This window comes from Klebsiella scottii, from assembly GCF_036561945.1.
GTDB lineage: Bacteria > Pseudomonadota > Gammaproteobacteria > Enterobacterales > Enterobacteriaceae > Klebsiella > Klebsiella scottii.
In genome coordinates this window covers 69,395-91,639 of the sequence record NZ_JARXNI010000020.1, presented here as the reverse complement: position 1 = coordinate 91,639, position 22,245 = coordinate 69,395, and the positions used below count along the sequence as shown (strand labels likewise).

Annotated in this window: 14 protein-coding genes; 2 read left to right on the top strand and 12 right to left on the bottom strand. The window is 58.0% G+C overall.

Going from position 1 to position 22,245, the window contains the following annotated elements:
* Nucleotides 1–17: 17 nt before the first annotated feature.
* The 12 genes from QFI97_RS08160 to QFI97_RS08105 form a co-directional block, all read right to left on the bottom strand.
* A complete protein-coding gene (locus QFI97_RS08160) occupies nucleotides 18–899 on the bottom strand; it encodes a hypothetical protein (RefSeq protein WP_346430906.1) in 882 nt (293 codons plus the stop codon).
* Between the two features lie 103 nt (nucleotides 900–1,002).
* Nucleotides 1,003–2,256: a tyrosine-type recombinase/integrase gene (locus QFI97_RS08155; RefSeq protein ID WP_346430905.1), complete on the bottom strand. Its 1,254-nt coding sequence runs from the start codon at nucleotides 2,254–2,256 to the stop codon at nucleotides 1,003–1,005.
* Nucleotides 2,257–2,484: 228 nt separating this feature from the next.
* Nucleotides 2,485–3,963, bottom strand: coding sequence for a ribosome biogenesis GTPase Der (gene der / locus QFI97_RS08150; protein ID WP_346430904.1), 1,479 nt, complete (start codon nucleotides 3,961–3,963; stop codon nucleotides 2,485–2,487).
* 114 nt (nucleotides 3,964–4,077) lie between these two features.
* Entirely contained in the window at nucleotides 4,078–5,256 is a 1,179-nt protein-coding gene (bamB, locus tag QFI97_RS08145) for an outer membrane protein assembly factor BamB (protein WP_041146707.1), read from the bottom strand.
* A 10-nt stretch (nucleotides 5,257–5,266) separates the two neighbouring features.
* Complete coding sequence (locus QFI97_RS08140) at nucleotides 5,267–5,887, bottom strand: YfgM family protein (RefSeq protein ID WP_095100315.1); 621 nt, start codon at nucleotides 5,885–5,887, stop codon at nucleotides 5,267–5,269.
* Between the two features lie 34 nt (nucleotides 5,888–5,921).
* On the bottom strand, nucleotides 5,922–7,196 hold the full coding sequence (gene hisS / locus QFI97_RS08135; RefSeq protein ID WP_346430903.1) for a histidine--tRNA ligase: 1,275 nt from the start codon (nucleotides 7,194–7,196) through the stop codon (nucleotides 5,922–5,924).
* 91 nt (nucleotides 7,197–7,287) lie between these two features.
* Nucleotides 7,288–8,409 carry a flavodoxin-dependent (E)-4-hydroxy-3-methylbut-2-enyl-diphosphate synthase gene (ispG, locus tag QFI97_RS08130; RefSeq protein WP_346430902.1) on the bottom strand — a complete coding sequence of 374 codons (1,122 nt, stop codon included), beginning with the start codon at nucleotides 8,407–8,409 and terminating at the stop codon, nucleotides 7,288–7,290.
* A gap of 26 nt (nucleotides 8,410–8,435) precedes the next feature.
* Entirely contained in the window at nucleotides 8,436–9,425 is a 990-nt protein-coding gene (rodZ, locus tag QFI97_RS08125) for a cytoskeleton protein RodZ (RefSeq protein ID WP_346430901.1), read from the bottom strand.
* Nucleotides 9,426–9,697: 272 nt separating this feature from the next.
* On the bottom strand, nucleotides 9,698–10,864 hold the full coding sequence (gene rlmN / locus QFI97_RS08120) for a dual-specificity RNA methyltransferase RlmN (protein WP_095100303.1): 1,167 nt from the start codon (nucleotides 10,862–10,864) through the stop codon (nucleotides 9,698–9,700).
* A gap of 334 nt (nucleotides 10,865–11,198) precedes the next feature.
* A complete protein-coding gene (ndk, locus tag QFI97_RS08115) occupies nucleotides 11,199–11,630 on the bottom strand; it encodes a nucleoside-diphosphate kinase (protein ID WP_041146713.1) in 432 nt (143 codons plus the stop codon).
* A gap of 160 nt (nucleotides 11,631–11,790) precedes the next feature.
* Nucleotides 11,791–14,115 (bottom strand): peptidoglycan glycosyltransferase PbpC, encoded by a 2,325-nt coding sequence (gene pbpC, locus QFI97_RS08110; protein ID WP_346430900.1) that lies wholly within the window; start codon nucleotides 14,113–14,115, stop codon nucleotides 11,791–11,793.
* Nucleotides 14,116–19,065, bottom strand: a complete 4,950-nt coding sequence (locus QFI97_RS08105) for an alpha-2-macroglobulin family protein (protein ID WP_346430899.1) — start codon at nucleotides 19,063–19,065, stop codon at nucleotides 14,116–14,118.
* Nucleotides 19,066–19,693: 628 nt separating this feature from the next.
* On the opposite strand from QFI97_RS08105, the gene QFI97_RS08100 reads away from it, so the two are divergent.
* The gene (locus tag QFI97_RS08100) at nucleotides 19,694–20,905 is read left to right on the top strand and encodes a hypothetical protein (protein ID WP_346430898.1); all 1,212 of its coding nucleotides are present in this window, start codon (nucleotides 19,694–19,696) and stop codon (nucleotides 20,903–20,905) included.
* Nucleotides 20,906–20,942: 37 nt separating this feature from the next.
* Nucleotides 20,943–22,127, top strand: coding sequence for an amidohydrolase (locus QFI97_RS08095; protein ID WP_346430897.1), 1,185 nt, complete (start codon nucleotides 20,943–20,945; stop codon nucleotides 22,125–22,127).
* Nucleotides 22,128–22,245 lie beyond the last annotated feature (118 nt).

The window sequence follows — 22,245 nt, the reverse complement described above, 5'->3', positions numbered from 1 at the left end:
TCGTTGCGAAATTATATCTATGATTTGAATGATTTATTTGCTAATGAAAAATAATCATCAACTAAGCGAGAGCTCAGCTTTAACCCCTTGTCTAACATTTCCGCCTTAAGTGCCTCCTGAGTCCATCTTTTTGATGACGGTTCAGCCTTCTTAAGGGCGTTAATCATAGCGCCAATTAGCATGAGACTATCTTCCAAGACAAGGGTCTTTTCAGTACCTATGGCTGCTTCTCTCTCGAATTTTTCAATATTTTCTTTCCTGAAAACAAACTCCACATCACCGATCTCATCAGCAGGATAGAAAAATGAATGGTAATTTTTCCTACTGAAATCAACAAACTGCTTAGAGGTTTTATCAAATGGTTTAGGATTGCCGTTATCATCACATTTTATGGAAAATTCATTAAATGTATTAAGTACATTTACCAACCCAAAATCAGTTAATAAAAACGGCCCCTCCATATTATTAAATTCACGGGGTGATTGCCCCCTGGAAAGATCAAATGCGTGCATGACATCCAAAGATTCAGCCCCAAGCATCGGGAGATCATAGATTCCATGAGTAATCTTAAAAACGTCACTAACCCTTTCAATGTCTTCATACTCATAGTCTAGCTGCTCATTTGAATAAAAATGCTCACCCGCAGGACTCCTTATTATTGCTCCATCATCACGGGTCTCTATGATCCATTGCTCGAAGACCTTTCTTTGTGTATTTTTTATAACTTGAGCCGCTATGACATATCTTCCCTCATCTAACATGGCAGAAATTGTAATATGCCCATCAATTGCCAACTGAAAACAATCTGAAGCAGATACCTTTTCTCCAAGACTTGAGGTCAATCTGTTGGCTGTTTCCTCTACACTAAACCAATTTTTGAATTTGAATAATTTGCTCATGGCGCAACCTTTTTCGCCGCCTCATAATATCGACCAGACCAGGCGGTAAGGCTTCCCGCTTTTCGCCCCGTCGAGCTAGGTCAGGTCTGTTCGTCAATTCTGGTTACTTCACCGTTCTGATAGGCGTAACGTTATATTCCTCTCCGCCCTCCAAGGCCACCAGCAGATCGGCCCATTGAGCGAGCGCTGCTTTGCGCTCATCAAAATACTGATGACGGTTATATATTCCCTCGATACCCGGTATTTTGTGGTTTAAGCAGCGTTCTGCTATCACCGGGTCAATACCAAGAGCAGCCATCTGGGTACGCATGGTTCGCCGTAGATCGTGGATACTGAACGGCTCAACGTCAGCCATTTCTTTTAACACTGACGGCATAACCATATTCAGCGTAGCCCGGCTGACATGCGCCGTTGTTCTGGCTCGCCTGGCCGGGATTAACCAACGGCTATCACCGGCAAAAAGTCGAATCTCTTTAATCCATTCGATCACTGGCGCCGGCAGCGGAATATCGATGTCATCGCCATTCTTTGCCCTCGAGCCAGGGAGGCGCCATACCTCATTATCAAGGTCGAACTCCGACCATTCGGCGGCGCACAACTCCATTTTACGCACCCCAAGCGCCAGAATAATCTTGAACGTCAGCTCATTCTCTCTACTGATTCCGCGGCCGCGGCGTAGCGCCTTGAAGAACATAACCAGCTCATCACGGCTTAATGCGCGTTTTCGCCCCTGCTCTTTCCCACCAGCGTCTTTCGAGCCAAATGATATGGCTGGGTTCACTTCAATCATCCCGCGCACTACGGCGTAATCAAACAGGCGTTTGAGCATACGAAGTACATCATTGGCTACAGTGGGAGATCCCCGCTCTAAAACATCCTGCAGGACGCTATCAACGTGCCGCGGGCGAACGTCCTCTACCTTCATCTTTCCGATGAGCGCAACGATATTTTTTTGCAGGCTGCTGCGGAAAAGCTCCGGGTGTTTGTAGGTGGTTTCTATCTGGCGGGCGTAATACTCAGCTGCGAGCTCTGAAACGTGTATGGCGTTCTTCTCGGCCTCAATCTTCGCTATTGCCTCAGCTTTGCGTTCCTGCTTCTCTGCGGCTACGTCATACCCGAGCGCAACCCGTGCGGATAGCTCTTTCGCTATATCTCGGGCTTTTGCCAGTGAGAAATCGGAATAAGAACCGATCATCATGGTGCGGGCCTTCCCCACCAGCTTGTACCGATACCGCCAAAAAGGAGTTTTATCCTCTTTTCGAAACCTCAGATATAGGCCGTCGCCATCGGCCCGCCCCTCGAATCGTTCGTCGCTTTTAATCCACGCGCGGATCTGCATGTCTGTGAGTTTTGGCATGTGCCGACACCTGAAAAACCTTACTGTTATCCGGCTGGGTACACAGTGAAAGGTACCCAAAATGATTGGAGGTATACCCAAAATCACGGATTTTCATTGTGGGCACACCTCTGTGTACACGCCAATCATGCGCTTTGTTGCGTCTTTATGATAGCCAATGATAACAAAAAAGCCCGGCATATGCGGGCTTTGGGGGGTTCGTGCTGGTGGGTGAATCGTCCTGATAGCTTATTTGCTTTTCTTGATGTGCTTGATCAAGCGCTTACGCTTACGCATCTGGTTCGGCGTCAGGGTATTGCGTTTGTTGGCAAACGGGTTCTCACCCTCTTTGAACTGGATACGGATCGGCGTCCCCATGACTTCCAGCGATTTGCGGAAGTAGTTCATCAGATAGCGTTTGTAGGAATCCGGCAGGTCTTTGACCTGGTTGCCGTGGATCACCACGATCGGCGGGTTATAACCACCGGCGTGGGCATATTTCAGCTTCACGCGACGGCCGCGTACCAGCGGCGGCTGATGGTCTTCCGCCGCCATGGTCATAATGCGGGTCAGCATCGCCGTGCTCACGCGACGGGTCGCGCTGTCATACGCTTCGCGTACCGACTCAAACAGGTTGCCGACGCCGCTACCGTGCAGCGCAGAGATAAAGTGCACGCGGGCGAAATCGATAAAGCCCAGACGGAAGTCCAGGGTCTCTTTCACCTGCTCTCTGACTTCCTGGCTCAGGCCGTCCCACTTGTTGACGACAATCACCAGCGAGCGGCCGCTGTTGAGAATAAAGCCCAGCAGGGAGAGATCCTGATCGGAAATACCTTCCCGCGCATCGATAACCAGCAGCACCACGTTGGCGTCTTCGATCGCCTGCAGGGTTTTGATAACCGAGAACTTTTCCACCACATCGGTAATTTTACCGCGCTTACGTACGCCCGCGGTATCAATCAGCACGTATTCGCGCTCATCGCGCTGCATCGGAATGTAGATGCTGTCACGGGTGGTGCCCGGCATGTCGTAAACCACGACGCGATCTTCGCCGAGAATACGGTTAGTCAGCGTTGACTTACCGACGTTCGGACGACCAACGATGGCCAGCTTAATCGGCAGATCCTGCGGATTAAAGTCATCCTCCGGCTCTTCCGGCGCTTCGCCGTTCTGCTCAGCTTCAAACTGCGCCCAGTATGCCGCGTCTTCATCGACTTCTTCCGACGGATCGATCTCTTCCGCCCACGGCAGCAGCACGTGCTCCAGCAGGCTGGTCACGCCGCGGCCGTGCGAAGCGGCGATCGGGTGAATATCACCGAGGCCAAGCGTCCAGAAGTCGGCAATGGCCTGATCGGCATCGATGCCGTCGGTTTTGTTCGCCACCAGGAAAGTCGGCTTCTCACGAGAGCGGAGGTGTTTGGCGATTGCGGTATCCGCAGGCATCAGGCCCGCGCGCGCATCGACCATAAACAGCACCACGTCCGCTTCTTCAATCGCCAGCAGCGATTGTTCAGCCATGCGTGTTTCAACGCCGTCTTCCGTGCCATCGATACCGCCGGTATCGATACAGATAAATTCACGTCCTTCTACTTCAGCACGACCGTACTTACGGTCACGAGTCAGCCCCGGAAAATCCGCGACCAGCGCATCACGAGTGCGGGTCAAGCGGTTGAAGAGCGTGGATTTTCCAACGTTAGGGCGCCCGACAAGCGCGACCACAGGTATCATGTTAAATGCCTCATACAAATCACTATGCAGCGTCGTTTTTCAAGACGCTTTTAAAAACAGGAAAACGGCCCCTGTATACCAGGGGCCGTTTCTCAATCCTGACTACTGCGCAACTTAACGCGTAATCGAGTACAGCGTACCGTCCGTTGCCTGGATAAGCAGGCGACCGTCAGCCACGATCGGGTCAGTACGGAAGCCGGAGCTGTCGACCTTCTGCTGGGCGACAAAGTGCCCATCTTCCGGGTTCACCCAGTGCATATAGCCTTCGCTATCGCCGACGACCAGATTACCATTATACAACACCGGAGCGGTCAGCAGACGATGCAGTAAATCGCTTTGCGTCCACAGCGTTACGCCACCTTCGGTGGTCAGCGCCAGCAGGCGATCGTTCTGATCGACCAGATAGATACGGTTGCCGTCGACGATAAAGTCGTTCACCGAGCCAAGCTCGCGTTTCCACATGATCTGGCCGCTGCGCAGATCCAGCGCGGTCAGGTTGCCGTTGTAAGCCAGCGTATACACCACGCCGTTGACGATAACCGGAGTGGTATCAACGTCGTTCAGACGATCGATTTCAGTCGGGCCGGTAGCCTGAGAGATGCGCTGCTGCCAGATGATCTGGCCCTGCTGCATCAGTACCGCGCTAACGCGACCGTTATCGCCGCCGACGATGGCTGCGCCGTAAGCGGTCGCCGGGGCGGATTCACCGCGCAGAGAAAGCGCCGGCATATCCAGGTTGACGGTCCACTTCACCGCGCCATCGGCTTCGTTCAGCGCCTGCAACTGGCCATTGCTGGTGTGAACCAGCACCATGCCGTCGCTGACGACCGGACGAGAAATCGCTTCACCCGCCACGCGGGTCTGCCATGCCACGGTACCGTCGCTGGTATTCAGGGCAAACAGCTGCGCTTTTTCACTGCCGATATAGACGTGACCGCCGGAGACGGTGACGCCGCCGGAGAGCAGCGCAGGCGTGCGGGAGAACCAGCCGTCTTTCTCGGCCAGGTTCACCGACCAAACCTCTTTCCCGTCGTCAGCGCCCAGCGCTTTAACGGTGCCTTTACGGTCGGCCGCGTACACGACGCCATCGGCAAAGGCAGGATGGAGGTTAGAGTAAAATTCGCCGATACCATCGCCAACAGAGGTGCTCCAGGACGTGGACGGCGTAAACTGATTTTCCACCGTCGGCAGTGGCGACATTTTCACCACATCTTCTTCGCTGTTAAACAACGAACAACCGCTTAATAAGGTAACGGAAAGCAGCCCTGGCAAAAGTAATTTACGCAATTGCATCGAGTCCCTCTCAGATGGACAAATTATTTATTTTCATACGCATCATTTCGCTGAGCGCCGGTGAAGCATCGCTTTTCACGCCCGCTTCCCACGCCGCGCGAGCGCCCTGCTTGTCGCCTTTATCCAGCAGAATCTCACCGCGGAGATCGGCAACAATCGCGGTCCAGCCTTCGCCTTTAATCCCCTCAAGGGTTTTCAGCGCCGCATCAGGATTTTTCAGCTGCAGCTGCACGCGAGCAAGACGCATATTGATAACCGACTTCAGATTATCATCCGGCGCGGCGGCTAATCCCTGCTGGAGCTGCTTTTCAGCGTTCTGCAGATCGTTTTTATCAACAAAGCGCTGCGCCAGCTCCAGGGAGGCAAACGCACCGTAGGCATTTTTGCTATCAGCGGCGAACTTTTGCGCCGAAGTCAGCGCTTCGGGCTTATCCGATTTAAGCGCGGAAATAGCATTCTCATAGGCTAAAGAGGAGTCTCTGGCCGTATCCTGCTGATGAGAATTCCAGTAGCGCCAGCCAACCAGCGCCCCAATCCCTAAAATCACCCCAACGGCCAGCGCTTTGCCATTTTCGGCAAAGAAGCGCTTCAGCGCATCGACCTGATCGTTTTCGTTGTTATACGTTTCCACGCAGTCCTTCTCCTGACTAATGATTCCCGGGAGATTAACCCAGAAGTGTGCGCAAATGCGCGGCAACGCTATCCTGCGTTACGGTAGTTTGCTCACCTGAGCGTAAATCCTTCACTACCACGTTTCCGTCAGCAATTTCTGATTCACCGACCACAAGAGCTATGCGAGCGCCCCATTTATCAGCACGGCCAAACTGTTTCTTAAAGTTGCCGCCGCCGTGGTTGGTCATCAGCTTAACGCCGGGCAGCTCATCGCGAACCCGCTCAGCCAGACGCATTGCTGCGGACTGGGTATCGGTTCCGGAGGCCACCAGGTATATATCGACAACAGGATCGGCTTTAAATTCCGGATTAACGGCCTGGACCAGTAAAACAAGACGTTCCAGCCCCATCGCAAAGCCGACTCCCGGCGTTGCGCGCCCGCCCAGCTGTTCGACCAGACCGTCATAGCGGCCGCCGGCACAGACGGTTCCCTGCGAGCCGAGGCTGGTGGTTACCCACTCAAACACGGTGCGGTTATAGTAATCAAGCCCGCGCACCAGACGCTGGTTAACGGTATAGCCGATGCCCGCGGCGTCTAACAGCGCGCGCAGCCCGGCAAAATGCTGTTTGGATTCTTCATCCAGATAGTCGCCCAGCGCCGGCGCATCGTTCAGCAACGCCTGCACTTCCGGGTTCTTAGAGTCCAGAACGCGCAGCGGGTTAGTGTACATGCGGCGTTTGCAGTCTTCGTCGAGCTTATCTTTAAACTGCTCAAGATAGGCGACCAGCGCATCGCGATAGCTCGCACGCGCTTCCAGCGAACCGATGGAGTTCAGCTCCAGCGCAACGTGCTCAGAGATCCCCAGCTCGCGCCACCAGCGGGCGGTCAGCATAATCAGCTCGGCGTCGATATCCGGCCCCTGCAGACCAAAGACCTCAACCCCCATCTGATGGAACTGGCGATAGCGGCCCTTCTGCGGACGCTCATGGCGGAACATCGGACCGACGTACCACAGACGCTGTTCTTGATTGTACAGAAGACCATGCTCGATGCCGGCACGTACGCAGCCCGCAGTCCCTTCCGGACGCAGCGTCAGGCTATCGCCATTGCGGTCCTCAAAGGTATACATCTCTTTTTCAACCACGTCGGTCACTTCGCCGATCGCGCGTTTGAATAACGGGGTCTGCTCTACAATCGGCAACCGAATTTCGCTGTAACCGTAGCTACCGAGCACCTGTTTCAGTGAGCCTTCAATGCGCTGCCAGAGAGCGGTCTCGCCCGGCAGATAATCGTTCATGCCACGGATGGCTTGAATGTTCTTTGCCACGTTTATTCTCTTTATATATATACAAAAATGAACCCCGGCGCGTTGCGCCCGCGGGTCCAATCATACACGGGAAGTCTTACGCTGCCCCGGATTATTTCTCTTCAACCTGCTGGACGTCAATACGGCGCGCTTCATCAAGCATCGAGGCTTTCGCACGGATACGCGCTTCCAGCTGATCGATCATATCATCGTTATCCAGCCGGTCTTTACGCACGCCGTCTTCGTACAGGCCGCTCTTCTTATTGCCGCCGGTGACGCCGAGCGTCGAAACCAGCGCTTCGCCTGGGCCATTCACCACGCAGCCGATGATCGAAATATCCATCGGGGTAATGATATCTTCCAGCCGCTGCTCAAGCGCGTTGACGGTCCCGATCACGTCAAACTCCTGACGCGAGCAGGTTGGACAGGCGATAAAGTTAATCCCGCGAGCGCGAATGCGCAGAGACTTCAGGATATCGAAGCCAACCTTGATCTCTTCAAGCGGATCCGCCGCCAGCGAAATGCGCAGCGTATCGCCGATCCCTTCGTTAAGCAGCAGGCCGAGGCCGATCGCCGATTTTACCGCGCCGCTACGGGCGCCGCCGGCTTCGGTGATCCCAAGATGCAGGGGCTGATCGATCTGTTTCGCCAGCAGGCGATAGGATTCCACCGCCAGGAAAACATCCGACGCCTTTACGCTGACCTTGAACTGATCGAAGTTCAGACGATCGAGATGATCGACGTGGCGCATGGCTGATTCCAGCAGCGCCTGCGGCGTAGGCTCGCCGTACTTTTCCTGCAGATCTTTTTCCAGCGAACCGGCGTTAACGCCGATACGGATAGGAATATTTTTATCACGGGCGCAGTCAACAACCATGCGAATACGCTCTTCGTTGCCGATGTTTCCCGGGTTAATACGCAGACAATCCACCCCGTACTCCGCCACTTTCAGGGCGATACGGTAGTCAAAGTGAATATCGGCGACCAGCGGTACGTTGACCTGCTGTTTGATAAGCCTGAACGCTTCCGCCGCATCCATCGTCGGAACGGAGACGCGGACGATGTCCGCGCCAACGCGCTCTAGTGCTTTGATTTGATTTACGGTCGCGGCCACATCGGTGGTGCGCGTATTGGTCATCGACTGGACGGCGATGGGGGCGCCATCGCCAATCGGCACATTCCCAACGTAAATTCGTTTCGATTTTCTACGTTGAATCGGAGCCTGGTTATGCATGAAAAATCTCCCGCGTTACCCGTCTGTTACTGCGCCGGTGATGTTTCGGCATTAAGGGTCAGACGCGCAACCTGGTTAGTTCTGATAAAACGACTCAAATCGACTGGTTTACCCAGATACTGAATCTGTACCGCAGCCGGCGCACCGATTTTCAGCTTATAAGGTGCCTGGCCGCTTAAATTCAGGTTACCGCCTTTGCGTTGCAAACCGCTGAACAGCTTCTTACCGGTTGCATCGCTGACTTCCAGCCAGCAGTCGGCAGAGAAGTTCAGGACCAGATCCTGAGCCGCAGCGGCTGCGGTCACGTTCGCCTGATCGGTTGGCAGCGGAGAGGCCGGGGCCGCAGCGCCTGCCGCGGTATCGACCTGCGCCTGAGACGGAGCAACGACGGCGTTATTATTCGCCGCAGTCGGTACGGACGCCGCTGGGGCCGGAGCCGGCGCGGTAGAGGTATCTACAGGCGCGCTGTTCGCCACGCTGTTGGCGCCGTCCGGCGCCGTGTTATCGGCACCGTTATCTAAGGGAATGTTCTGGCTGCCGCTGTCGCCCGCATTCAGCTCAGCGGTTGACTGGTCGGCCATCGTGGTAATCTCTTCCTGCTGCGCCTTATGGTCTTGCCACCACCAGGCGCCGCTCAGGCCAATCACCACAAACAGCACCAGCCAGGTGAAGCTCATCAGCCAGCCGTCGCGCTTTTTACGGCGTTTGCCCAGAGAGAAGCTCTGCATCGGCGCAACTTTAGCCGCGCGGATAGGTGCCTGTTTTGCCATCATCGGCAGCAGTTCCTCTTCCGGAATATGCACGAGACGCGCATAGGAGCGGATGTAGCCGCGCAGGAAGGTTGAAGCGAGGTCGGCTGGCGCCTTGTCGTCTTCGATATCACGAACCGTGGAAACCTTCAGGCATAAGCGCTCAGCCACCGCTTGCTGGCTGAGCCCGAGTTGTTCGCGGGCATTGCGCAGACGCGTGCCCGTAGTGTTTGCTTCTTGATGATCTTGAGTGGCTTCAGTATTCATTCGACAACTACTGGTACGTGAAATTTAAAGTTCAGCGCCGGTAAAACCCGCGCCGCGAAACATCTGCTAAACGTCAGACAAATAGTATAAGTCCGTATGGCGAACTATCACAGATACTTATCAATATTGAATTCTAAGCGGTTGTTGTGCCGCTACATACTGCCTCAAAGTCGACAAAAACGCACCGTAATTATTGGCCGAATCAGCCTATTTCGCCCACCGGTTCAACATAATTATGCAGCGCGCGTGAAATATTGCGCGCCGCACATTTATCAGATCGCTTTCACATCAATCGTTTCGCCCTGCATACGCTTGCGCAGCGTACGTTTGGTACGGTCGATAACGTCACCGGCAAGCTGTCCGCAGGCGGCATCGATATCGTCGCCGCGCGTTTTACGCACGATGGTGGTGAAGCCATAATCCATCAGCACCTTGGAGAAACGGTCGATGCGGCTGTTGGAGCTACGGCCATACGGCGCGCCCGGGAACGGGTTCCAGGGGATCAGGTTGATCTTGCACGGCGTATCCTTCAGCAGCTCCGCCAGCTCGTGCGCATGCTCGGTGCCGTCGTTGACGTGATCGAGCATCACGTATTCGATCGTCACCCGGCCCTGGTTGGCGTTGGACTTGGAAATATAGCCGCGCACCGAGTTCAGGAAGGTCTCGATGTTGTACTTTTTGTTGATCGGCACGATCTCATCGCGGATCGTATCGTTCGGCGCGTGCAGAGAGATGGCAAGCGCGACGTCTATCATATCGCCGAGCTTATCCAGCGCCGGGACAACGCCGGAAGTGGAGAGCGTTACGCGACGCTTGGAGAGACCAAAACCAAAGTCGTCGAGCATAATTTCCATCGCCGGCACGACGTTGGTCAGGTTCAGCAGCGGCTCGCCCATCCCCATCATGACCACGTTGGTGATCGGACGCTGGCCGGTAATTTTTGCCGCGCCGACGATTTTCGCCGCGCGCCAAACCTGGCCGATAATTTCTGATACCCGCAGGTTGCGGTTAAAGCCCTGCTGCGCCGTCGAACAGAATTTACACTCTAACGCACAGCCAACCTGAGAGGAGACGCACAGAGTCGCGCGATCGTCCTCCGGGATATATACCGTTTCAACGCGCTGATCGCCGACGGCAATCGCCCATTTGATCGTGCCATCGCTGGAGCGCTGCTCCTCGACGACTTCCGGCGCGCGAATTTCCGCGACTTCCTTCAGCTTGCCGCGCAGAACTTTGTTGATATCGGTCATATCATCAAAGTCATCGCTGCAGTAGTGATACATCCATTTCATCACCTGATCGGCGCGGAAGGGCTTTTCGCCCATGTTTTTGAAAAACTCGCGCAGCTGCTGACGGTTCAGATCCAGCAGGTTAATTTTGGCATCTTTGTTCGGCACCGTCAGAGCGGCGTTATCAGGCGTGACAATATGTTCAGACATAATCTATTCCGGCCTCGTTGTTACACGTTATGGCCCCAGGAGGGTTGAAAAAAAGAAGCGCCCCAATGAACGAGTGCTCGTCCAGGGGCGCTGCATTGTACAAAGTCTGGTGTATCAATACCACGTTTGCACGCGGCAATGATGAAAAAATCTGTTGCTGCGTACTTAATCCTCTATGGCTTTTCGATTGTCGAAAAGCTGAGGATCTGAATTTCCAAAGTATTTCACGTCACGGCGAGGCGGCAAGTTCGCAAATCCCCGGGAGCATAGATAGCTATGTGACCGGGGTGCGCGAATGAAGCCAACAAATCGGTGGCGTGAAAGACGCAGGAGATTAACGGGTGCGCGGGCAAACTTCGCCTTCGGCGAAGAAGAACGCGATTTCGCGGGCAGCAGATTCAACGGAGTCGGAACCGTGGGTGCCGTTCTCGGTGAAGCTGTCAGCGTAGTCAGCACGCAGGGTGCCGGCCAGCGCGTTGTCCGGGTTAGTTGCGCCCAGCAGGTCACGGTGACGCTGCACGGCATTTTCGCTTTCCAGAACGGATACGACGATCGGGCCGGAAGTCATAAACTCAACCAGACCGTCAAAGAACGGGCGACCTTCGTGCTCGGCGTAGAAACCGCGAGCCTGCTCAACGGTCAGGTGCAGCATTTTGGTGCCAACGATTTTGAACCCTGCAGCTTCGAAGCGAGAAAAGATGCCGCCAATAACGTTTTTTGCCACCGCGTTTGGTTTAATGATGGAAAAAGTACGTTCAATAGCCATGATTACCTCTAATAAAATTTTATGTTGTTGGGCATACGATCGTATGGCCTGGCGCGCATTATAATGAGCAACTCAGGCGCTGCCTATGGATGAAGGTAACATTTTGTTAAAATAAGACGAGCTTTAGCAACACAAAAAGCAGGGCCTTGCCGCCCCGACTTTATTGCAGAGTGAAATTCGCCGCCGCAACCTGCCCCGCCTCATCCATAACCACCAGCTGATAGCTATCCAGCCGCTCCAGGGTCAGGCTCGCGCCGGCCCCCGCCGCCTCCAGCGGTTCGCCGTTGAGAAACCACCAGCGTCGCCCTTCGCCGCCGGTAGTCTGCAGCGGCACCACCACCCGCGCCGCGCCGGGCAAACGCTTAATGACCGCGCCATCGCGAATGCCGGAAAGCACCAGCGGCGCGGCATCTGTGCCTGACGGCGGCGGACACTCCGCCGATGCCGGCCCCAGTCTCGCCCGACGGCGCTCGTTCGCCGGCAGCCACGGCTCCAGCGGCAGCGGCCAGACGTCGACGTTTTTCTCCACCGCGCCCGGACAGTCGGCCGCGACCCGCAGCCCGTGCTTATCTACCCATACCGGAAAACGAATGCCGCGCACGCCTTCCTGACCCGGCAACAGCAGCGTCGGCGGCTGGCTATCGTCGAGCAGCCAGGTGGCCAGCCGACGGCGGCAGTTAGCGTCGCCCGGCGGCAGGTTCTGCCCGCCGGGCCAGCAGATGGTTGCCGCCCTCACCGACGGCGGGCGCGGATCGGCAGGCAGCCCGTCGCGCCCCGCCGTCGGCCGCGCCAGCAGCATATTGTTGACCTGATTGAGCAGCGGTACCGCGCTGGCGAAGCCAAACTGCCCGACCACCGGCGTACCGTCAGGCCGCCCGGTCCAGATACCGATAAGATAGCGGGCGTTAACGCCAACCGCCCAGGCGTCGCGATAGCCGTAGCTGGTGCCGGTTTTCCACGCCAGCGGCACCACCTGAACCAGCGAATCGTCGGGGAGCGGCTGGGATTCACCGGCCAGGATGCGCCGCACTATCCACGCCGCCCCCGGCGACAGCAGCGGCCGCTCCACCAGCGGCGCGTCCGGCGTCATCCGCAGCCGCCCCGCCCTGCCGTGACGGGCAAACGCGCTATACGCCGCTACGATGTCCGCCAGCCGGGCGCCGGCGCCGCCAAGGATCAGCGACAGATTGGGCTCGGCGCCCGGCGGCAGCATCAGCGGCAGGCCGGCGTTGCGCAGCGTGGCGGCAAACCGTTTTGGCCCGTAGGCTTCAAGCACCTGCACTGCCGGCAGGTTCAGAGAGCGCACCAGCGCGTCGCTGGCGCTGACCGGGCCATGAAAGCCGCTGTCAAAGTTACCGGGCCGATAATCGCTAAACCGCCGCGGGACGTCCTGCAGTAGAGAGGCCGGATGAATCAGCCCCTCGTCCAGCGCCATGCCGTAGACAAACGGCTTCAACACGGAGCCCGGAGAACGGATCGCCGACACCATATCGATGTGCCCAAAGCGGCTGTCGTCGCTAATATCCGCCGAGCCGACCCAGCCCCGCACGCGCATATCGGTATGATCGACGACGACGATCGCCAGCGAGCTGCGCGGCGGCAGGCGCGATTTCCAGTTGAGGGCTAAATCCTCCAGCTGGCGCTGCAGCCCGGCATCGAGGGTCGTCACCACCTTGTCATCGCCGCTGCTTGCCAGCATCCGCCGGGAAAAAAGCGGCGCCAGCTGCGGCATCTGCCGGGGGAACAGCCACACCGGTTCTTCCGTGGCCTCGCGCACCGTCTTCTCCGACCACACGCCCTGGGTTTGCATACGCGCCAGCACTTTATCGCGCGCCGCCTGAGCCCGCTGCGGCCAGCGATCCGGACGCAGACGGCTCGGCGCCTGCGGCAGCACCGCCAGCAGGGCCGCTTCGCCGTAGCTGAGCCGGGCCGGAGGTTTCCCGAGGTAAGCCCAGCTGGCGGCGCCGATCCCCTGCAGCGTGCCGCCAAACGGCGCGCGGTTGAGGTACAGGGTCAGGATCTCGCTTTTCGATAAATGCCACTCCAGCTGCAGCGCGCGCCACAGCTGGCGCAGCTTGCCGCCGAAGGTTCGGGGATGAGGGTCGAGCAGGCGCGCAACCTGCATAGTCAGCGTGCTGCCGCCCGAAATGACGCGCCCGGAGGTTGCGTCCTGCCAGGCTGCGCGGGCAATGGCCAGCGGGTTTACGCCGGGGTGATCCCAGAACCAGCGGTCTTCGTACTGGATCAGGGCCTGCAGATAGCGCGGCGACACGTCATCAAGAGTCACCGGATAGCGCCAGACGCCCTGCTTGTCCGCAAAGCGCCACAGCGGCGTACCGTCCTGGGCCACCACCACCCGGGCCGGAGCCACCTCGTGCAGCGGCAGCGGCCACAGGCGATCCGCCGCCAGCAGCGCCAGCCACAGCAGGAACGGCGTCGCCGCCAGCCATCGCCAGCGGCGCCTTATCTTCACCAACCGCCGCATTTACGGAGTGACGATCAGCGGGCCGCTGGCCGTACCGGTTGCCCGCCACTGCGGAACGTACATCGATTCCACCTGCGGCTGAGGAACCTGATAGGTCCCAGGCGTCACCGCCCGCGCCAGGTAGACCAGCGTAACCGGCTGCCCTTCGTTTACCGCTACCGCGGCAACAAAGCGATCGTCGCGGAATTCGATATGCTGAATATCCGCCTGCTGCATTTGGTTGAGCAGGTTCTGCACCGCCTCTCCGTTCTCCTGCAGGCTGGCGCTGCTGTTTGCCAGGTTCTGGTTTTCCAGCTCAAGCCCCGCCGGCAGCAGATCGACGACCAGCGCATCCGGCACATTACGTTTAGCGGTAATTTCCAGCTTCACCAGCACCAGCTCGCCGCTGCGCAGCGAGCTCAGCGATTTTTGCTGCCCGCGAGTATCGAAGATCTGCCGTTCAATACCCAGCACGTTGCCCGAAGGCTGCGGGGCGCTAAGCGGATAGCCGCTGCTGTCAAGACGCAGCCAGAGCGGCTGGCTGCCGGTATTGCTGACCTGCAGCGCCGCCAGCTGGTCGCCGGTCAGGTTGCGGGTCTGCGCTTTATCCGCCGCGAGCGGCTGCGCCTGCAATGAGGTTTGAGCCTGCCAGCTGCCGGGTAAACCCTGCAGCGCGCGGCCGGCAAGGAACAGCGCGTTGCTCTCCTGAGTAGAGAGCCAGCGCTGGCCGTAGGCCTCATCAGCCAGATTGCTCAGCAGCGAGTTTTGCGCCTCCGGCAGCAGCTTATTCTCCTCCAGCAGCGCCAGCTTCAGCGCATCATCGCGCAGCGCGCTGCCGTAATCTCCCAGCCAGCGATCCCGATCCTGACGCGGCGTGCTCATCGCCAGCTTCAGCGCCTGCTCGCCGCGCGGCGCGTCGCCCATCGCTTTCAGCGCAATGCCGAGCTGCAGCAGCGGCAGGCCGGAGCGCGCCTGGTCATGGCGGGTCCAGATTTCACGTAGCGCGCCCAAGGGCGCCTTTTGCTGACGAGCCAGCACCAGAGCGGCGTAGGCCTGGGCGGCAAAGCGGCTGGCCGGCGCGTCGTCGCTGTAGCGCACGGTCATCAGCCCCGGCTCCTGCAGATAGCGCAGCAGGCGCTGGTTACCGTTATTGATAGCGTTGGCCGGCACGCTGTAGCCCTGCTCGCCCGCCCGCACAAGGAAGTCCATAGCGTAGGCGGTCAGCCAGTACTCCTCCGGCCCGTTTTTATCCCATAGCGCAAAGCCGCCGTCGTCGCGCTGCATCTGCAGCAGGCGCGCGATGCCGAGATCCACCGCCGCGCGGCGTTTTTCATCGCTGTCGCCCTCAATGCCCAGCGTTTTCAGCTGCGCCGCGCTGGTGTAGAGCGACGGGAACAATCCGCTGGCGGTCTGTTCCAGGCAGCTGTAAGGATAGGCTTTCAGCTCGCGAATATAGCGGGCCAGATTGAGCGGCGGCTTGCCGCTGAACACCAGCTGCCCCTGCAGGGTCGCCGGCGAGAAGCCGAGCGTTTGCTCCGGCGGCGCCTGCCAGCTTTCGCCGGGCTGCAGCACCACGCCAACGTTGACCGTCTGCGCCGGGAAGGCCGGACGGACGCCAATTTTCCACTGCTTTTGCAGCGGGACGAAGGTCTCGCCCGGCAGGTTCAGGCCGCTAATGGTCGCGCTGAGCTGGCCGTCGCCAAACCCCTCTTTGGCGCTAACCGGCACAAACAGGGTTCGACGCGCGCCCGGCGCCAGCTGAACCGGCGCGATTGCCGGCTGCGCAAGCTGCAGCAGGCCGCCGGCGCTAAGCGCAACGTTCAGCGTTTGCGGCCTGTCGGTCAGGTTGCTGAGATCCAGCGCCAGGCGCGTGGTATCGCCGCTGGCGAGGAAGCGCGGCGTATTCAGCTCGGCAATTACCGGCGCGGCGACCACCACTTTGTCTTCGCTGCTGCCAAAATCATCGGCGGTCCACGCCTGGGCCATCACCCGCAGCTCGCCGTTAAAATCACCGATCGGCAGCGTCACGGTTCCTTCGCCATTGTCATCGAGCGTTACCGGCCGGGCCTGCTGCGCAATAATCGTCACGTGATTGACCGGCGGCTTACCGCCGCGCTTGAGCTCGTCACCGTCGCCGCCGAAGCGCAGGCTCGCCAGTCGTCCCTGGCCCTCAATCACCTGGCCGTAGATATCGTAAATATCCGCCCCGTAGCGCTTCTGGCCAAAAAAGGCGTTCCACGGATCCGGCGTCGCGTAGTCGGTAATGTTCAGCACGCCGCTATCAACGGCCGAGAGCAGGACATTCACCTGCTTCGGCGTCTCGCCCTCTTTAACGCTGGCTTTCACTTTTACCGTCAGCGGCTGGTTGGGACGCATTTTTTCCGGCGCATCCAGCGCAAGGGTCAGGCGGCGGTTTTCATCGCCGAGCGGCAGATGCAGCAGCCCCACCGCCCGTTTCGGCGTCGCGGAGCGCGATTTGTCGCCGGGGCGAATCACCAGCGTGCTGAGATAGAGGTCATGGCGGTTCCAGGCTTTATCGACCGGGATCGACAGATCCATCCCTGCGGCCGGAACGTCAATTTCCTGCCACCACAGCGGGCCTTCGCTGGACTCGACCAGCGCATAGCCTTTGCCTGCCGCCGGCGCGGCGATATGCAGCTTGATGGTGTCACCGGGCTTGTAGGCCGGTTTATCCAGCTTCATGGTGACCCGGTCCGGGCGCGCGGCCCCCGCGCCGTCGCTGTTATCCTGCCAGCTGTAGCCGGCCCAGAAGCGCACGCTGCTGACCGCGCCCTCCGGGTCCTTCACCTCCAGCCGGTAAGAGCCCCACTCCACCGGGAAGCTGACCTTCGCCGTTTGTCCGGCCAGCAGATCCAGCGACTCTTCACCCTCCTGCAGATCTTTCTGGTCGAACTGCGACTGCCAGCCTTCGCTATCCGACCAGTTCCAGTAGTAGTCGCGGCGTTCGCGAATGAGGCGCACCTGCAGTCCGGAGACCGCTTTTTTGTCTCCGGCGGCATCGGCATAGACAATCTCGAATCCGGCGGTGCTGTTTTCATCCACCACCGGCTGCTTCACCGTGCTGTCGGTCCGGTAGTCATACACGTCTTTCAGGGTGAATTCAGGACGGATGCCCGGCAGGGCATCGGCAGGCCAGATAGCCTGCTGCACGGTGCGGGTCACGGGACGACCGCCGGACTCCAGCAGGCTGGCTTGTAAAATCACCTGCAGCGGCGAATGGCTATCCTGCCACTGGCTGGCGGTGGTCACTTCCCCGTGGCCTTTTTCGTCCAGCGTCATCTGTACTTCATCGAGGCTGCGGGAGAGGTTCTCCTCGGCAATATCGCCGAACTGGAAGCCCGGCAGCGCGGCGACCGCGTCGCGCAGCGGACGCAGGAACAGTTTCCCCTGCAGCTGGTTGCCGCTGGCAGGCGCGCCGTATAAATAGGCCCCGGCGACGGCAAAGGTCACGTCGGCATTCGGCGCAACGGCAGCCTTTTGCGCGCTCAGGTTCAGCGCCATCCGCTCGGGCATGAAGTCTTCAACGTGGAAGTCCCACTCGCGCGGCTGATTGTCGCCGGTGCTGGCGCGGATATGCCACATACCGGTGGCCGCGCCGGCGTCGAGCGGCCAGGTAAACTGATACAGGCCGTTCACCGGCTGGCTCACCAGGGAGCGGATCACCTGGCCGTCCGGCTGAACCACATCGAACTTCACCGGCTGCTCGGCCAGCGGCCTGCCGTCGCCGTCGCGCAGCAGCGCGTTGAGGATCACCGTCTCCCCCGGGCGATAGAGATCGCGAGGGCCAAACATAAAGAACTGCTTGCTAAAACCGGGGGCCCCGGAAATGGCGAACTCCGCCAGATCCAGCGCGGGCAGCTTGAGATCCAGCAGGGTGGTTTGCCCCTCTTTGCGCGCCAGCAGCAGCGCGGCGTCTTTATCGGTTTGCAGCGTCACGTGGCCCTGGCCGTCGCTTTTGGCCTGCGCCAGCGTCTGCCCTTTGGCGTTGAGCAGTTGAACCTCGATACCGGACTGCGCCGCGCCGTTTTCGAGGCTTTGGGTAAAGACGTCCAGCCGGTTATGGTAGCGATGCGCCGAGACGCCAATATCGCTGAGCGTAAACAGCGTCGCGGCGTTGCTGTAGCTGTAATGGCCCGCCTGGTTCATCACCGCCACGTAGACGCCCGGCTGCTGCAAGGGTTTGATATCCGCCAGCGGCAGCAGCAGCTTTTCCCGCGTATTGCGCGCCGGATTGAGGTCAAAACGTCCGCTGTAGACCAGGTCGGCCATTTTTAGCAGCTCGTCGGACTCCCAGTTGCTTAACGAATTCCGGTACTCCCACTGGCTGACGAAGGCGGACAGCGATTCGGGTTTGATACGGAAGAAGTTCACGTCGACGCTATCGACGTTCAGGGCCATCACCGGCAGCCCGGCCACCACTTTGCCCGGCAGCAGCGAGCCCCGGCTGGCAAAGCCGATGCTGGGGGCGACGTCGCGGGTGGCGATCGTTTTTTCAAAAGAGGTGCCGAAGGTCGCGGTATTCAGCGCGGTCAGCGTGGGGTCAACGGAGACAATCAGCTCCCGTTTCGGCTCAAGATGGCGCAGGCGCAGCTCTTTCAGGTTCGGCGCCAGCTCCCAGGCGCCGTCAACCTTCCCGCTTTTTTTATCGACAAGGTGCACGCTGCGGGAGAAATCCTGATCCGGCTGCAGCGGAACGGAGAAGGTCAGGACCAGCGTCGCCGCGCCGTCCAGCTGGACTTCCGAGGCGTCGAGCAGCGTCAGCGCCTTGCCTTTACTTTTCTCCGCCAGCTTAGCGAGCTGGGCGCCGTCCGGTTTCGCTGCGCCCTGATTATCCGCAGAAGAAGATGCGGCTGGCGCAGCGGTCTGAGTTTTGCCGCTATCGTCGCAGCCGGCAAGCGAAAGAGCGGTAAGCAGCGCCAGAGATAGCGTCGCTAAACGAAATGGTTTCATCCTTTAACCCCTTGGCCCAAACAGCCAGATACCTGTAGTGAACACATTATTATGCGTCAACGGCGGAATTACCAATTGCTTATAGTATCCGCAGCGCGCCGACGGCCTGATTTTCCCGATGATATAATTTCAGCGATAGGTTTTACCCGGCAGATGAGAATAATAACGACGGCGTATTTGCGTCCGGGCAGCGCGAAAGATTACAACAAACTTCGCACGATGAATATAAAACATATCGCAGAGCGCAATTAAAAATAAGAGAGAGTGATAATACGCAGATTTAATTATAATGTGAAAGCGCATACTTCCGCCCGGCTTAATTCTGAAATTAACATTAGCCCCCGTCTATAAATTGACAACCTGCTGGTTTTCTCTTACTTGAACGCTATACCGTGATATGTCATGCCGTCCTAACCTTCGCGGCAGCCGTCCCTTCTCATCTTCAGATGGAGAAATGGCTTCACTGCCGCTGCCCGGCCAGGCGCATGATTCACGGTATATGTTAATGCCCACGTCGGCTAAAAAACTTCTGGTGGTAGCACTGACCGCCCGTTCTGCGGAATCAATAACGGCACAACAGCCATCCGTTCCGTATTGACATATGAAATAAGTAATATGGGAATTATTTATGTCACAAATGAGCGCTCTTTTAATTATTATTTTTATTCTTTATACAGGCGATGTTATTTCGACCCGCACCAAAGCCTGGGTCCCTTCCGTCTTTGTCTGTGCGGTGCTGTTTCTGGGCGGGTACTGGACATTTTTCCCGGCCGATATTATCAGCCGGGCGGGGATCACGGCCCCCGTCGCCATCATGCTGATGTATCTGCTGATTACCAATATGGGGACCCTGCTGTCGCTGAAGGAGCTCATGCGCCAGTGGAAAACGGTGATCGTCGCGCTTGCGGGTATCGCCGGGATAACGGTGGCCGTCTTCGCGGTGAGCCTGCTGCTGTTTGACCACAACACCGCGCTGGTTACCATCCCACCGCTGGTCGGCGGGATCGTTTCATCATTGATTATGTCGCAAGGCGCTAGCAACGCCGGGCTGGTGGATCTGTCGGTGCTGGCGATTCTGATTTACGTGATGCAGGGATTCGCCGGCTATCCCCTCACCGCCATCATGCTACAACGCGAAGGAAAAGCGTTGCTTACGCGCCACCGCAGCGGCGAGCATCATCCTGATAGCGCTGAAGATGAACGGCCCCTCCTCGCCTGCGGTGAGGAAATGATGCCGCATCTGTTTAGCCGCATCCCCACCAGCTACAACAGTACCTATTTTAAATTCCTGCGCCTGGCGATGGTGGGCTGCCTGGCCTGGTTTGTCTCCGAGCTGGCAAAACCCATCGTCAGCATCAGCCCGTTCGTACTGTGCCTGTTTTTTGGCGTGGTCTTTACTTCATTGGGCTTTCTTGAAAAACATACGCTGCAAAAAGCGAACGGATTCGGCTTTGCCGTAATGGCATTGATGCTGTTTATCTTTGATACCCTGAACAAAGCCACGCCGGATATGCTGCTGCGCCTGCTTTATCCGATGGCGGTGCTCATCGCCACGGCGGTTATCGGCATGTTTATCGTTTCCTGGGCCGTAGGGAAAGCGCTCGGCGTCAGCGGCGCCATGTCGTTCGCCATCTCCCTGACCGCGCTGTACGGCTTTCCGGCGGATTACATCATCACCAACGAAGCCATTAACTCCCTCACCCAGGATGAAAAAGAACGCCAGATGCTGACTCAGCACATGCTGGGGCCAATGCTGGTCGGCGGGTTTATCTCCGTGACGATTGTTTCCGTCATCCTGGCCGGAATACTGGTGGGTTATCTGGCGCCGGTTATCGGCTGAAGTCTTTCATTTTCTACGTCCCTATGGAGTCCGTTTTATGATTAACCCCGCTATTACCGCCATCATCGCCAGAGAAGAGCAGGCGACAATCGACTTTCGCCGCGATCTACACGCCCACCCGGAGCTGCCGTGGGAGGAACGGCGAACGACGGAGCGCGTCGTGGCAGAACTGGAGAGCATCGGCATCGCCTGCCGTCGTACCGTTCCGACCGGCGTCATTGCAGACATCGCCGGCGGCAGGCCGGGCAAGACGGTCGCCCTGCGCGCCGATATGGATGCGCTGCCGGTGCAGGAGCTCAACGATCGGCTCAGCTATAAATCGCAAATCGCCGGGAAAATGCACGCCTGCGGGCATGATTCCCATACCGCAATGCTGCTCACCGCTGCCCGCGCGCTGTATGAGGTTCGCGAGCAGATGGCCGGTAACGTGCGTTTAATTTTTCAGCCCGCCGAGGAGATTGCCGAGGGGGCGAAAGCCATGATCGACCAGGGCGCGCTCGATAGCGTCGACAACATTTTTGGCATGCACATCTGGTCCGGTTCGCCTGCCGGTAAAATCTCCTGCAACGTGGGGTCGTCGTTTGCCTCCGCGGATTTACTCAAAGTCACTTTTCGCGGTCGCGGCGGTCACGGTTCAATGCCGGAGGCCTGCATCGATGCGGCGGTCGTCGCCTCCGCCTTCGTGATGAATTTGCAGGCTATCGTGGCGCGTGAAACTTCGCCGCTGGAATCCGCGGTGGTCTCTATCGGCCGAATGGATGTCGGCACCCGGTTCAACGTGATTGCCGAAAATGCCGTCCTGGACGGCACCGTGCGCTGTTTCAGCATCGAAACCCGCCAGCGCCTGGAGGCCGCAATAACGCGCTATGCGCAGCATACCGCGGCGATGTATGGTGCGACCGTTGACGTCGACTACTGCTACGGCACGCTGCCGGTGATTAACGAAGAGCACAGCGCACGGCTGGCGCAATCGGTGATCCGCGAGGCCTTCGGCGACGACGTGCTATTCAGCGAAAAGCCCACGACCGGCGGGGAGGATTTCAGCTTTTATATGCAGGATATTCCCGGCTGTTTTGCCCTGCTCGGCTCCGGCAATAAAGAGAAAGGGAGCGACTACGCCCACCATCACGGATGCTTCAATATTGATGAGCAGGTGATGAAAACCGGCGCCGGGCTGTACGCCCAGTACGCCTGGCGCTATCTGCATCAAGACCGCTTCTGATCGTTTCTCCCCGGCGTGCGCCGGGGACATATCACATTACGATATGTATTACGTGAAAATGCCTTGTCGGTAAGGGCAAAAACATCAACAATCTATCTATTGTTGATGACACGGAGAT